The 12,841-nt window shown below is 64.8% G+C and carries 10 protein-coding genes; 6 read left to right on the forward strand and 4 right to left on the reverse strand.

Annotation, left to right across the window (positions count from 1 at the left end):
• Positions 1–110: 110 nt before the first annotated feature.
• From sucC to odhB, 4 genes are all read left to right on the forward strand, one after another.
• Positions 111–1,307, forward strand: coding sequence for an ADP-forming succinate--CoA ligase subunit beta (gene sucC, locus N826_RS14625; RefSeq protein WP_044429960.1), 1,197 nt, complete (start codon positions 111–113; stop codon positions 1,305–1,307).
• Positions 1,308–2,183: a succinate--CoA ligase subunit alpha gene (sucD, locus tag N826_RS14630; protein ID WP_044429963.1), complete on the forward strand. Its 876-nt coding sequence runs from the start codon at positions 1,308–1,310 to the stop codon at positions 2,181–2,183. It begins immediately after the preceding gene.
• Between the two features lie 76 nt (positions 2,184–2,259).
• Complete coding sequence (locus N826_RS14635; protein WP_044429964.1) at positions 2,260–5,193, forward strand: 2-oxoglutarate dehydrogenase E1 component; 2,934 nt, start codon at positions 2,260–2,262, stop codon at positions 5,191–5,193.
• A gap of 104 nt (positions 5,194–5,297) precedes the next feature.
• Entirely contained in the window at positions 5,298–6,563 is a 1,266-nt protein-coding gene (gene odhB, locus N826_RS14640) for a 2-oxoglutarate dehydrogenase complex dihydrolipoyllysine-residue succinyltransferase (protein WP_044429966.1), read from the forward strand.
• A gap of 93 nt (positions 6,564–6,656) precedes the next feature.
• Here the strand turns inward: odhB and N826_RS14645 are convergent, their stop codons facing one another.
• Both N826_RS14645 and N826_RS14650 read right to left on the reverse strand, forming a co-directional pair.
• Entirely contained in the window at positions 6,657–7,238 is a 582-nt protein-coding gene (locus N826_RS14645; RefSeq protein ID WP_044429968.1) for a hypothetical protein, read from the reverse strand.
• 83 nt (positions 7,239–7,321) lie between these two features.
• On the reverse strand, positions 7,322–8,149 hold the full coding sequence (locus N826_RS14650) for a hypothetical protein (RefSeq protein WP_044429970.1): 828 nt from the start codon (positions 8,147–8,149) through the stop codon (positions 7,322–7,324).
• A 308-nt stretch (positions 8,150–8,457) separates the two neighbouring features.
• On the opposite strand from N826_RS14650, the gene lpdA reads away from it, so the two are divergent.
• Both lpdA and N826_RS14660 read left to right on the forward strand, forming a co-directional pair.
• Positions 8,458–9,864 carry a dihydrolipoyl dehydrogenase gene (gene lpdA, locus N826_RS14655; protein WP_044430100.1) on the forward strand — a complete coding sequence of 469 codons (1,407 nt, stop codon included), beginning with the start codon at positions 8,458–8,460 and terminating at the stop codon, positions 9,862–9,864.
• Complete coding sequence (locus N826_RS14660; RefSeq protein WP_044429972.1) at positions 9,842–11,098, forward strand: MFS transporter; 1,257 nt, start codon at positions 9,842–9,844, stop codon at positions 11,096–11,098. Before lpdA ends, N826_RS14660 begins: the two co-directional genes overlap by 23 nt.
• Before the next feature lie 8 nt (positions 11,099–11,106).
• Here N826_RS14660 and N826_RS14665 read toward each other — a convergent pair whose 3' ends face one another.
• Positions 11,107–12,081, reverse strand: a complete 975-nt coding sequence (locus N826_RS14665) for a tyrosine recombinase XerC (RefSeq protein ID WP_044429974.1) — start codon at positions 12,079–12,081, stop codon at positions 11,107–11,109.
• Entirely contained in the window at positions 12,060–12,800 is a 741-nt protein-coding gene (locus N826_RS14670; protein ID WP_244619613.1) for a DUF484 family protein, read from the reverse strand. Before N826_RS14670 ends, N826_RS14665 begins: the two co-directional genes overlap by 22 nt.
• Between the last annotated feature and the right edge of the window lie 41 nt (positions 12,801–12,841).

Raw genomic sequence — 12,841 nt, forward strand, 5'->3', positions numbered from 1 at the left:
AGCGGCCGGCATACTCCGTGAACCGGTTCGAACCGGGGCAGCCAAGTCGATGTCGCGACGCGATGCTTGCCCCCGTCACCAGATAGCCGCCATCAGATAGACGGACGTCCATGAATATCCATGAATACCAGGCCAAAAACCTGCTGAAAAAATATGGTGTGTCGGTGCCGCGCGGCGGCGTCGCCTACACCATCCCCGAGGCCGAACAGGTAGCCAAGGAACTGGGCGGACCCGTCTATGTGGTCAAGTCCCAGATCCACGCCGGCGGCCGTGGCGCCGGGCGTTTCGCCGACAACCCGGAAGGCAAGGGCGGCGTCCGCGTCGTCAAGTCGGTCGAGGATGTCGCTTCGAACGCCAAGGAAATGCTGGGCCACGTCCTCGTGACCAAGCAGACCGGTCCCGCCGGCAAGGAAGTCAAGCGGCTCTATATCGAGGAAGGCTGCGACATCAAGCGCGAGCTGTATCTCGGCCTGCTGATGGACCGCGCCACCGCTCGTGTCACCATCATGGCCTCGACCGAGGGCGGGATGGAGATCGAGGAGGTCGCCCACAACACGCCCGAGAAGATCCTGAAGGTCGCGGTCGATCCGGCCACCGGCATCTCCGGCTTCCACGCCCGCAAGATCGCCTTCGGCCTCGGCCTGGAAGGCAAGCAGGTCAACGCGGCGGTCAAGCTGATCCTGGCGACGTACAAGGCGTTCATCGACCTCGACGCCTCGATCGTGGAGATCAACCCGCTGGTCGTGACCGGTTCGGGCGACATCATCGCGCTCGACGCCAAGATGAACTTCGACGACAACGCCCTGTTCCGCCACAAGGACGTGGAAGAGCTGCGCGACGCCGACGAGGAAGAAGCCTCCGAGCTGGAAGCCGCCAAGCACGGCCTCAACTACATCAAGCTCGACGGTTCGATCGGCTGCATGGTCAACGGCGCCGGCCTGGCGATGGCGACCATGGACATCATCAAGCTGTACGGCGGCGAGCCGGCCAACTTCCTGGATGTCGGCGGCGGCGCCACCCGCGAGCGCGTCACGACGGCGTTCAAGCTGATCCTTTCCGACAAGAACGTCGAAGGCATCCTGGTCAACATCTTCGGCGGCATCATGCGCTGCGACGTGATCGCCGAAGGCGTAGTCGCCGCTGCCCGCGAAGTCTCTCTCCATGTCCCGCTGGTCGTCCGCCTCGAAGGCACCAACGTCGAGCTGGGCAAGAAGATCCTGAGTGAATCCGGCCTCCCCATCCTGTCCGCCGACAATCTGGCGGATGCGGCGGAAAAGGTGGTCAATGCGGTGAAGGAAGCGGCATAAATGGCTGTCCTGGTCAATTCCCAAACTAAAGTCATCTGCCAGGGCTTCACCGGCGCTCAGGGGACCTTCCACTCCGAGCAGGCGATCGCCTACGGCACCCAGATGGTCGGCGGCGTCACTCCGGGCAAGGGCGGCACCAAGCACCTCGACCTGCCGGTGTTCGACACCGTGGCCGAGGCGGTGCATGTCACCGGCGCCAACGCCAGCGTGATCTATGTCCCGCCGCCGTTCGCCGCCGACGCCATCCTGGAAGCGATCGACGCCGAAATCGCGCTGGTCGTCTGCATCACCGAAGGCATTCCGGTCCTGGACATGGTTTCCGTCCGCCGGGCGCTGAACGGTTCCAAGACCCGCCTGATCGGGCCGAACTGCCCGGGCATCATCACCCCCGACGAATGCAAGATCGGCATCATGCCCGGTCACATCCACCGTCGCGGCAAGATCGGTGTTGTCTCGCGCTCCGGCACCCTCACATATGAGGCGGTGGCGCAGACCACGGCGGCGGGCCTGGGGCAGACGACCTGCATCGGCATCGGCGGCGACCCGGTCAACGGCACCAATTTCGTGGATAGCCTGGAGCTGTTCCTGGATGACCCGGAGACGGAAGGCATCATCATGATCGGCGAGATCGGCGGCGACGCCGAGGTCAAGGGGGCCGAATTCATCAAGGCCAGCAAGACCAAGAAGCCGGTCGTTGGCTTCATCGCCGGGCGTACCGCCCCTCCGGGCCGCCGGATGGGTCACGCGGGCGCCGTGATTTCCGGCGGCAACGACACCGCCGACTTCAAGGTCGAGGCGTTGAAGGTTGCCGGTATCCACGTTGCCGATAGCCCGGCCAGCCTGGGCAGCACCATGTTGAAGGCCCTGAAGGGTTGATAGTTTCCAACCCATCGGAGCCGTGAACCCTTGCAAGAAAGAGGGCGCGGGCGCCAACGCCCGCGTCATTTAAAAAATGTCAGCGACCCCTGATCAGTCTTCGTTCCTGTTCGGCTCGAACGCCACCTTCATCGCCGAGCTGTATGCCCGCTATCTCAATGACCCACAGTCCGTCGACTCAAGCTGGAACAGCTTCTTCACCGAGCTGAACGACGACGCGCGAGAAGTGCTGGACGAACTGCGCGGGGCGAGCTGGGCTCCCAACACTACTTCCGTCATCGGCGAGGAGCCGGCCGCCAAGACCAACGGCGCCACCGCTCCGGCGGCCGCCAAGGCCAACGGCCATGCGGCAGGTCTGAACGGCGCCGCCGCTCCGGCCGCGGCGCTCGACCAGGACCAGCTTCGCGCCGCGACGCTGGACAGCCTGCGCGCGCTGATGCTGATCCGCGTGTACCGCGTCCGCGGCCATCTCCAGGCCACCCTCGACCCGCTGGGCCTCGAGAAGCGGGAGCAGCACCCGGAGCTGGACCCGCGTTCCTACGGCTTCACCGATGCCGATTTCGACCGTCCGATCTTCATCAACAACGTCCTCGGCATGGAGACGGCGACGCTTCGCCAGATCCTCGAAGTGTTGCAGAAGACCTATTGCGGCACGATCGGCGTCGAGTTCATGCACATCCAGGATCCGGACCAGAAGGCCTGGATCCAGGAGCGCATCGAAGGCGGCCGCAACCACACCGATTTCACGGTCAACGGCAAGAAGGCGATCCTCGAGCGCCTGACCGCCGCCGAGAACTTCGAGCGCTTCCTCGACAAGAAATACACCGGCACCAAGCGCTTCGGCCTGGATGGCGGCGAGGCCCTGATGCCCGCCATGGAACAGGTGCTGAAGCGCGGCACCCAGCTCGGTCTCAAGGAGGTCGTGCTCGGCATGGCCCATCGTGGCCGCCTGAACGTGCTCGCCAACTTCATGGGCAAGCCCTTCAAGGCGATCTTCTCGGAATTTCAGGGCAATTCGGCCCATCCGGAAGACGTCCAGGGCTCGGGCGACGTCAAGTACCACCTGGGCACCTCGTCCGACCGCGACTTCGACGGCGCCCCCGTCCACCTGTCGCTCAGCCCCAACCCGTCGCACCTCGAGGCCGTCGACCCCGTCGTGGTCGGCCGCGTCCGCGCCAAGCAGATCCAGCGCAGCGGCACCGTTCCGCCGACCGAGGAAAGCCGTGACGAGGTTCTTGGAATCCTACTGCACGGCGACGCCGCCTTCGCGGGTCAGGGTCTCGTCGCCGAGACGCTGATGATGAGCGAGTTGAAGGGCTACCGGGTCGGTGGCACCATCCACTTCATCATCAACAACCAGATCGGCTTCACGACGATGCCGAGCTACTCGCGCTCGGGTCCGTACTGCACCGACGTCGCGAAGATGATCCAGGCGCCGATCTTCCACGTCAACGGCGACGATCCGGAAGCGGTGGTCCACGTCTCGCGGATCGCGATCGAGTTCCGCCAGAAGTTCAAGAAGGACGTGGTCGTCGACCTGTTCTGCTACCGCCGTCACGGCCACAACGAGGGCGACGAGCCCGCGTTCACCCAGCCGCTGATGTACAAGGCGATCCGCAGCCATCCCTCCACCCGCGAAGTCTATGCCCAGAAGCTGATCGCCGAGAACGTGATCACGCCGGCCGAGTCCGAGCAGATCGTCGCCGACTTCTTCAAGAAGCTGGAAGACGACTTCGAGGTCGCGAGCCACTACAAGCCGAACCGCGCCGACTGGCTGGAAGGCAAGTGGTCCGGCCTGGAAGCGGCCTCGGGCGACGACCGTCGCGGCAATACCGCCGTCAGCATGGAATTGCTGCGCGAAGTCGGCAAGGCGATCTCGACCGAACCGAAGCACATCAAGGTCAACGGCAAGATCGCCCGCCAGCTCAAGGCCAAGGCCCAGGCGATCGAGAGCGGCGAAGGCATCGACTGGGCAACGGCGGAAGCGCTGGCGTTCGGCACGCTGTGCGCCGAAGGAACGCCGGTCCGCCTGTCGGGCCAGGATGTAGGGCGCGGCACCTTCTCGCAGCGCCATTCGGTGCTGATCGACCAGGAAACCGAAGAGCGCTTCATTCCGCTCAACAGCATCCGTGAAGGTCAGGCCACGTACGAGGTCCATGACAGCCCGCTGTCGGAAGCGGCTGTGCTGGGCTTCGAATACGGTGTCTCGCTGGCCGAGCCGCACGGTCTTGTCCTGTGGGAAGCGCAGTTCGGCGACTTCGCCAACGGCGCCCAGGTCATCATCGACCAGTTCATCAGCTCCGGCGAGTCGAAGTGGCTCCGCATGTCCGGTCTGGTGATGCTGCTGCCCCACGGCTACGAGGGCCAGGGGCCGGAGCACAGCTCCGCCCGCCTCGAGCGGTATCTTCAGATGTGCGGCGAGGACAACTGGCAGATCCTGAACTGCACGTCGCCGGCCAACTACTTCCACGCTCTCCGCCGCCAGATGCGCCGCGACTTCCGCAAGCCGCTGGTCGTGTTCGAGCCGAAGTCGCTGCTACGCCATAAGCTGGCGGTGTCGAAGCTGGAAGAGTTCGGTCCCGGCACCTCGTTCCATCGCATCCTGAGCGAGCCGTTCGAACTGGTGGCCGACGATCAGGTCCGCCGGGTCGTGCTGTGCACCGGCAAGGTCTATTACGACCTGCTCCAGGAGCGCGAGGCGCGCGGCATCAAGGATGTCGCGATCGTCCGGCTGGAACAGCTCTACCCGTTCCCGCGCACGTCGCTGACACGCGAACTGTCCCGCTACAAGAACGCCGACGTCGTGTGGTGCCAGGAAGAGCCGCGCAACATGGGCGCTTGGGCCTTCATCGACCGCCGCCTGGAAGACTGCATCGTCGCGGCGCAGATCAAGGCGAGCCGCCCAAGCTATGCCGGCCGCGTCGAAGCGGCGTCTCCGGCGACCGGCATGCTCAAGCGGCACAACCAGGAACAGGCCAAGCTCGTCGATGACGCGCTGACCGTAAAGTAACCTGACCCGCGCGGGCAGGGTGGCGACAGTCGCCGCCGCTCTGCCCGCGCATCCCCGCACAGAAACCGAACGAAGCCCTTTCAAGAAAAAAAGGTTAAGACATCATGGCCCTGGAAATCACGGTCCCCGTTCTGGGCGAGTCGGTCACGGAAGCGACAGTCGCGAAATGGCTGAAGAACGTCGGCGACGCCGTAGCGCTGGATGAGCCGCTGCTGGAACTGGAGACCGACAAGGTCACCCTGGAAGTCAACGCGACACAGGCCGGCACCCTTGCCGAGATCGTCGCCGCCGAAGGCGACACCGTCGAGGTCGGCGCCCTGCTGGGCACCTTGTCCGACGGCGCCGGTGCTCCCGCCGCCAAGCCCGCTCCGGCCGCCAAGGCCGAGCCCGCTCCGGCTCCGGCGCCCGCTCCGGCCCCCGCCGCTCCCGCGTCTGCTCCCGCCGCGACCCAGCACGACACCCTCTCGCCGGCCGTGCGCAAGCTGATCGACGACAACAAGCTGACGCCGTCTGACATCTCCGCCAGCGGCAAGGACGGCCGCCTGACCAAGGAAGACGTGTTGCGCTTCCTGGAAAGCCGCCCGGCCCAGATGCCGGCGCCGGCTCCCGCCGCAGCCAAGCCCGCTCCGGCGGCAAAGCCCGCCGTTCCCGCCGGCCCGCGCGCCCGTGCCGACCAGGAAGAGCGCGTCCGCATGACGCGCCTGCGCCAGCGCATCGCCGAGCGCCTGAAGGAAGCCCAGGATACGGCCGCCATGCTGACCACCTTCAACGAGGTGGACATGACGAACCTGCTGGCCGTCCGCAATGCCTACAAGGACGTGTTCGAGAAGAAGCACGGCGTCAAGCTCGGCTTCATGTCGTTCTTCGTGAAGGCGGCCATCGCGGCGCTCCAGGAAATCCCGGCGGTCAACGGCGAGATCGAGGGCACCGACGTCATCTACAAGAACTACTACGACATCGGCGTCGCCGTCGGTACGCCGACCGGTCTGGTGGTTCCCGTCGTGCGTGATGCCGACAAGCTCGGCTTCGCCGGGATCGAGAAGGCCATCGGCGCGCTCGGCAAGAAGGCCCGCGACGGCAAGCTGTCGATGGAAGACCTGTCCGGCGGCACCTTCACGATCTCCAACGGCGGCGTCTACGGCTCGCTGCTGTCCACCCCGATCCTGAACCCGCCGCAGTCGGCCATCCTGGGCATGCACAAGACCCAGGAGCGCCCGGTCGTGGTGAACGGCAAGATAGAAGCCCGTCCGATGATGTATCTGGCGCTCAGCTACGATCACCGCATCATCGACGGCAAGGAAGCGGTCACCTTCCTCGTCCGCCTGAAGGAAGGCATCGAGGACCCGCAGCGTCTCCTGCTGGATCTCTGATCCGACGGGCATAGGCCCTCACGAAGACAAAACCCCGGCCACCGATGTGGCCGGGGTTTTGTTTTGCCCTAGTCTGAACTGTCGGCGACTTTCTTACGCGACGGCGCTAAGCAGCGGCAGGGTCAGGTTATCCTCTTCGGCGTCCAGATGCTCGATCCGGAAGGGCGCGCGTACGCCGCCGTTCAGCAGTTCGGCGCATTCCAGCGACCGGCGAACCCGCTGCTCGGCCGGCTGGCCGGCCGTCGAGGCAAGAGAACCCAGGGCGTAGTCGGCACCGCAGCCGATCGCATGGAATCCCCGATTGGTTTCGCAGACCTGATAGTCGCTCTGGATCGAGAACAGCCGGCCCTGATAGGCCACCAGGAAACTGCCGCCCTGTTCGGCGTCGTTGTTCCGCTGGGCATAGCCGCCTTCCTTCAGGCAGTTTCGGACTTCGTCTACGAAATCCATCACCATGTAGCGGAAGACGTCCATGCCTTCGGGACGGGGCGGGGGCCGCAGGCGGAAAGCCAGCAATTGACCCATCCGGAAGGAACTGGTGAAGCCGATCAGGAAATCACCGTTGCGGAAAACTTTTGCGTCGGCGCGTACGGTGATGTCCAGGCCCGAAACTCCGGCGCTGTCGCCGCCCATCCAAACGCGGCGGCCGTCGATCAATCCTACGATACAGGTCATTGTTTCCCCGGATTGGCAAAATTAACCAATCCAGCATCCTGCATCGTGGTTAACAACAAGTTATCGAATGACGAGGCATTCAATCACCTCCGCCCACCCGACCGCTTGCCTTTCCCTTTATTGGCAAGCCCCTCGCGCACGATCATGTCCTTCTTGAACTGTTCGAAGGCGAAGAAGATGCTGATGATCCCGTCCGCGGTGCCGTCGCCATAGTACACGTCCATCTTCGTCCGCCCCTCCGGCTTCTTGACCATCTGGTCGTAGCGGCCGAAAACCACGTCGAAAACATCGCAGAAGTCCTGATCGGTGAACTTGTAGGCATTTGCTTCGATATTGGCGACGATTATCCCGGTGAAGCTCTGACGTTGCTGGTTGAACTGCTTGAACCGCAGCAGCATGCGGATGAAGATCTTGTCCGCCAGCATGCTCATCGTCTCGTCGGCCCGGATCAGCGGCCATGTCTGGGCATCGTCGTCGGTGCCGATGGTGGCGAAGATCGCCTGAGCCTGACTGTTCAGCATTTCGTACTCGGCGTTGCTGAACAGGTTGACGATGTTCCGCTGGATGCCACGGACGATCACCTGGGGAAAGTACTTGCCGCTGCCGGGATCCATGCGTGAGGGGATGCCGGTGATCAGCAACGAGAAGACGAACCGTGTCAGGAAGTCCTTGCGTCGTGCATCGGGGTTGTAGGCCCGCACGCCGATCTTGTCGATGCAGAGCCGGCAATTGGCCTTGAAGGCGGGCAGAGTCTTTGGCCAGAATCCCTCGATCAGGTTGAATGCCCGGTCCAACTCTTCCTTCGTGATGTGATCCTTCCGGTCGAACTGGCCCGACAGGGCCTCATAGAAGGTCCGGATCAGCGTGCGCGCGAGATCGTGCTGGGTTTCGTGAAACGTGTCTTCGGCCATGTTCTTGCTTCGATTGGATGCCGGAGGATAGGGGCGTCGCCCGTCCCCTCATCACGTGACGACATCATGGGGGCCGCCGCGGTTAAGGAAGAATTACAACGATGCCAAACCATCTCCGGTACCCATGCGACCCATCGCCGCGTGTGTGCCTCCCATGCGCACGGGGCAACGCGGAAGTGCGTGAATCCAGCCATTTCCGTGGGTTTGCCGAAGTTTGAGAGATTGCCACGAGCGGCTTGAAGGGCCATAAATCGCAACCGCAAAGCATGGCCCGCCCGCGAGCTGCCCACGGAGGCGAAGAAGAAAAGATGCCTGAGAAAACCTACGACGTCGTCGTCATCGGCGGCGGACCCGGCGGTTACGTTGCCGCCATCCGCGCCGCACAGCTTGGCCTGAAGACGGCTTGCGTCGAGCAGCGCAAGACGCTCGGCGGCACCTGCCTCAATGTCGGCTGCATCCCGTCCAAGGCGCTGCTGACCAGCTCCGAGAAGTTCGAGGAGGCCAAGCACACGCTCGCGGGCCATGGCATCAAGCTCGGTTCGGTCGAGCTGGACCTGCCGACCATGATGGCCAACAAGAACAAGGTCGTCAAAGACAACACCGTCGGCATCGAGTTCCTGTTCAAGAAGAACAAGATCGACTGGCTCAAGGGCAAGGGCCGCATCTCCGCCAAGGGCGAAGTCACGGTGGAAGGCGACGGCGGCGCCGAGGTGATCGGCGCCAAGAGCATCATCATCGCGACCGGTTCCGAGTCGATCCCGGTCCCCGGTGTCGAAGTCGACGAGCAGCGCATCGTGACCTCCACCGGCGCGCTCGAGCTGACGGAGGTGCCCAAGCGCTTCGCGGTGATCGGCGGCGGCGTCATCGGGCTGGAACTGGCATCCGTCTGGAGCCGCCTGGGCGCCGAGGTGACGGTGATCGAGTATCTCGACCGTATCCTGCCCGGCCTGGACGGCGAGGTGTCCAAGCAGATGCAGCGCATCCTGGGCAAGCAGGGCTTCACCTTCAAGCTCGGCACCAAGGTCACCGGCGCCGCTGCCGGAAACGCCGGTATCACCCTGACGGTCGAGCCCTCCAAGGGCGGCGAGCCGCAGCAGGTCGAGGCCGATGTCGTCCTGGTCGCCATCGGTCGCCGTCCCTACACCGCCGGCCTGGGCCTGGAAGAGATGGGGATCGAGGTCAACGCACGGGGCCGCATCGTCACCGATGCCCACTGGCAGACCAACGTTCCCGGCGTCTACGCCATCGGCGACGTGATCGAAGGCCAGATGCTGGCCCACAAGGCAGAGGACGAGGGCGTCGCGGTGGCGGAGTTCATCTCCGGCCAGTCGGCCCATATCAACTACGACGCCATTCCGGGCGTGGTCTACACGTGGCCGGAAGCCGCCAATGTCGGCAAGACCGAGGAAGAGCTGAAGGCCGCCGGGGTCAAGTACAAGGCCGGCAAGTTCCCCTTCACCGCCAACGGTCGCGCCCGCGCTCTCGGCTACACCGACGGTTTCGTGAAGATCCTGGCCGATGCGGCGAGCGACAAGGTGCTGGGCGTCCACATCGTCGGCCCCAATGCCGGTGACCTGATCGCCGAAGTGACCCTGGCGATCGAGTTCGGCGCTTCGGCCGAGGATATCGGCCGTACCTGCCATGCTCACCCAACCCTGGCCGAAGCGGTCAAGGAAGCAGCATTGGCGGTGGATGGCCGGCCGATCCATATCTGATCCGGCGCCCGGTTCGGCGTTCCGCCTTACGGTGGTGCTCTGCCTTGCCGAGGTTCTCGGCATGGCGGGCACCATGACTTTCCCGGCCCTTCTGCCCGCCTTCTTCGCTCAGTGGGGGATCGGGAATGTCGAGGCGGGCTGGATCAACGGGGTGTTCCACGGCGGCTATGTCGCCGCCGTGCCCGTCCTGGTAACCTTGACCGACCGGGTCGATCCCCGGCGGATATATCTGTTCTCAACAGCCATCAGCGCCATAGCCCTGCTCGGCTTCGCCCTGTTCGCCGATGGACTGTGGAGCGCTTCGCTGTACCGGGCGATCGGCGGCGTGGGGCTAGCGGGAACCTATATGCCGGGCCTGCGCATCCTGTCGGACAATACCGGCGGACCGCGCCAGGGCCGTTACCTTTCGTTCTACACCGCCTGCTATGCGCTGGGATCCAGCACCTCGGTCCTGCTTGCCGGTCTGGTCGGCGGAGCGATGGATTGGCCTGCCGCCTTCACCGCCTCGGCTGCCGCTACCGCCGTGGCGCTGGTTCTGGCATGGTGGGGAATCCCCAGGACGGGGCCGGAGCGGGTGGTGTCGCCACAGGCGCTCTTAGACTTCCGACCCGTCCTGCGCAACCGGGCCGCGATGGGCTATATCCTGGCCTATTCCGCCCACTGCTACGAGTTGTTCGGACTGCGCGCTTGGCTGGTCGCCTTCCTGGCCTTCGCTTTCGCCTATGACCGGGGAGCGGTGTCGGATGGCGGCATTCCGGCCGTGGTGACGATGCTCGGAACCGTCATCCTCCTGCTCGGCCTGCCGGCCAGCATCCTGGGGAACGAGGCCGCGACCCGGTTCGGCCGCCGCCGCTTCCTGATCGGCATCATGACGGGATCGGCTGCGCTGGCCTGTTTCGTCGGGTTTTCGGCGGCGCTGCCATTCTGGCTGGCCGTCATCATCGTCGGTCTCTACGGGATCACCGTCACCGCGGACAGCGCGTCGCTGACGGTCGGCGCCGTTACCAATGCCGCTGCCGGCCAGCGCGGAGCCACCATGGCGGTCCACTCCTTCCTGGGGTTCACGGCTGCCTTCGTGGGGTCCGTCGCCTTCGGCGGCATCCTGGACCTTGCCGGGGGCGGCGCCAGCCTGCTTGCCTGGGGACTGGCCTTCGCGGCCCAGGGCGCCGTCGTCGCGCTTGGGCCGGTAGCACTGATGGTCTTGGGTGACATGGGTGCCGTCAGGCAGCGCTAGCTTGCCGCCTATTCGGTCTTCTTCGTCCGTGCCCTCGGATGGGCGTTCTCGTAGATCCCGAGCATCTGTTCAGGATCGAGATCCGTGTAGAGCTGTGTGCTCGATAGGGAGGCATGGCCGAGAAGGTCCTGGATGGCGCGCAGATCGCTGCCGTCGGCCAGCAGGTGAGTGGCGAAGCTGTGGCGCAGCGCGTGCGGAGTGGCGGTATCCGGAAGCCCCATCAGCGGCCGCAGGTCGCGCATTCGTTTCTGGGCGATCGACGCGTTCAGCCGCCCGCCGCGCGACCCGACGAACAGGGGGCCGTCGGCGGCCAAGGCATAGGGACAGGCCGCGACGTAGCTTTCCAGCGCTTCCCGGACCACGGGGAGCACGGGGATCATCCGCTGCTTGCGGCCCTTGCCGGTAACTAGGAGAGTCTCATCCGGCATGTCGGACCGGTTCAGGCTCAGCGCTTCGTCGATTCGGAGGCCGCAGCCGTACAGCAGCGTGAACAGCGCGCGGTCGCGCTTGCCGATCCAGGCTTCGTCCGCCCATTCCTCGGCTGTGGTCAGAAGGCTGGCGGCATCTCCTTCCGTCAGCGGCTTCGGGAGCCGCGTCGGCAGCTTGGGCGCCTGCATCAGGCCGATCGTCGGGTTGTGCATCCGCCCGCTTCGGTCAAGCCAGCGGAAGAAGTTGCGGACGCCGGACAGCGCGCGGGCACGGCTTGCCGTGCCCAGCCCATCGGCCGCCTGCCGCGCCAGCCAAGCGCGGAAGTCCATGAAGCGGGCTTCGCTCAGGTCGTTGATCGAGGGAGGACGGCCGTGATAGCCGGTCAGAAAATCCAGGAATCCGGAAAGATCGGCGGTATAGGCGCTGAGCGTGTGCCGGGACACCCGCTTTTCCATCTCCAGCCATCGCCGCCACACCGCGATCGCGGCGTTGACGTCCTCGGCGCATGAGAAGCCGAGGACTCGCGCGGGTTTTACTCCGGCAGGTCCAGCCATGCCCGGATACTGCGTTCGATCACACGGGCCAGGAAACAGACGAGTTCGGTGCCCTGACCGGAATGGAACATCTCCGGATCGCGGCTGCCGAAGGCCAGCAGGCCGGCGGGCGTGTCTTCGCTCACCTGAATGCGGATCAACGCCTGCGACCGCACCAGACCGGCGGCGGCGCCGAAGATCGCGGGATCGCCGTTCAGGTCGGAATAGAGCATGACGTCGCGCTTGCCCAGCCAGCCATCGACCGTACCCGACTCGACGACCCGTACGCCGGTGGTGTGTACGTGCGGCTTCTCGGCGCCGTTGGCCTCGACCGCCAGCGCCGCCACGTCCAAGTCCAGCAGGACGGCCAAATCGGTCGTGATGGTCTGGATCAGCTGCTCGAACGTACGGGCATCCAGAAGGAACAGAACAGCGGCGTGGATGCGGTTCTGGTTGTTGATGTTCGCGCGGGTGGTCGAGATCAGCTCGCGCTGCTGGTCTTTCAGCCGCCCAAGCTCACCCCGCAGCCGCTCCACCATGAAATACTGGAAATCCGCCACGCCGTTGCCATGAGACATGGCGGGAGGAGTCAGATGCTGGACCAGATCGGCGTGCTGGTTCAGGAAATCGGGATGTTCGCGCAGATATGCCGCGACATCCTCCGCGTTCAGCGCATCCATCGTCCGGTGGCTATGTCCGCTCTCCCGAGCCATCAGCGTCGGCCCCCTGCCATCATCCAACCCCGTGCCATTTCCCAAGGATATCACCCGTGTCCTAACGG

The sequence above is a fragment of the Skermanella aerolata KACC 11604 genome, from assembly GCF_000936425.1.
In the GTDB taxonomy this organism is placed as follows: domain Bacteria; phylum Pseudomonadota; class Alphaproteobacteria; order Azospirillales; family Azospirillaceae; genus Skermanella; species Skermanella aerolata.

What these genes read in the sequence shown, in the direction of transcription:
- lpdA (WP_044430100.1), top strand. Translation starts at nt 8,458, where the DNA reads ATGCCTGAGAAAACCTACGACGTCGTCGTCATCGGCGGCGGACCCGGC.
- N826_RS14635 (WP_044429964.1), top strand. Translation starts at nt 2,260, where the DNA reads ATGTCAGCGACCCCTGATCAGTCTTCGTTCCTGTTCGGCTCGAACGCC.
- sucC (WP_044429960.1), top strand. Translation starts at nt 111, where the DNA reads ATGAATATCCATGAATACCAGGCCAAAAACCTGCTGAAAAAATATGGT.
- sucD (WP_044429963.1), top strand. Translation starts at nt 1,308, where the DNA reads ATGGCTGTCCTGGTCAATTCCCAAACTAAAGTCATCTGCCAGGGCTTC.
- N826_RS14645 (WP_044429968.1), bottom strand. Translation starts at nt 7,238, where the DNA reads ATGACCTGTATCGTAGGATTGATCGACGGCCGCCGCGTTTGGATGGGC.
- N826_RS14660 (WP_044429972.1), top strand. Translation starts at nt 9,842, where the DNA reads ATGGCCGGCCGATCCATATCTGATCCGGCGCCCGGTTCGGCGTTCCGC.
- N826_RS14650 (WP_044429970.1), bottom strand. Translation starts at nt 8,149, where the DNA reads ATGGCCGAAGACACGTTTCACGAAACCCAGCACGATCTCGCGCGCACG.
- odhB (WP_044429966.1), top strand. Translation starts at nt 5,298, where the DNA reads ATGGCCCTGGAAATCACGGTCCCCGTTCTGGGCGAGTCGGTCACGGAA.
- N826_RS14665 (WP_044429974.1), bottom strand. Translation starts at nt 12,081, where the DNA reads ATGGCTGGACCTGCCGGAGTAAAACCCGCGCGAGTCCTCGGCTTCTCA.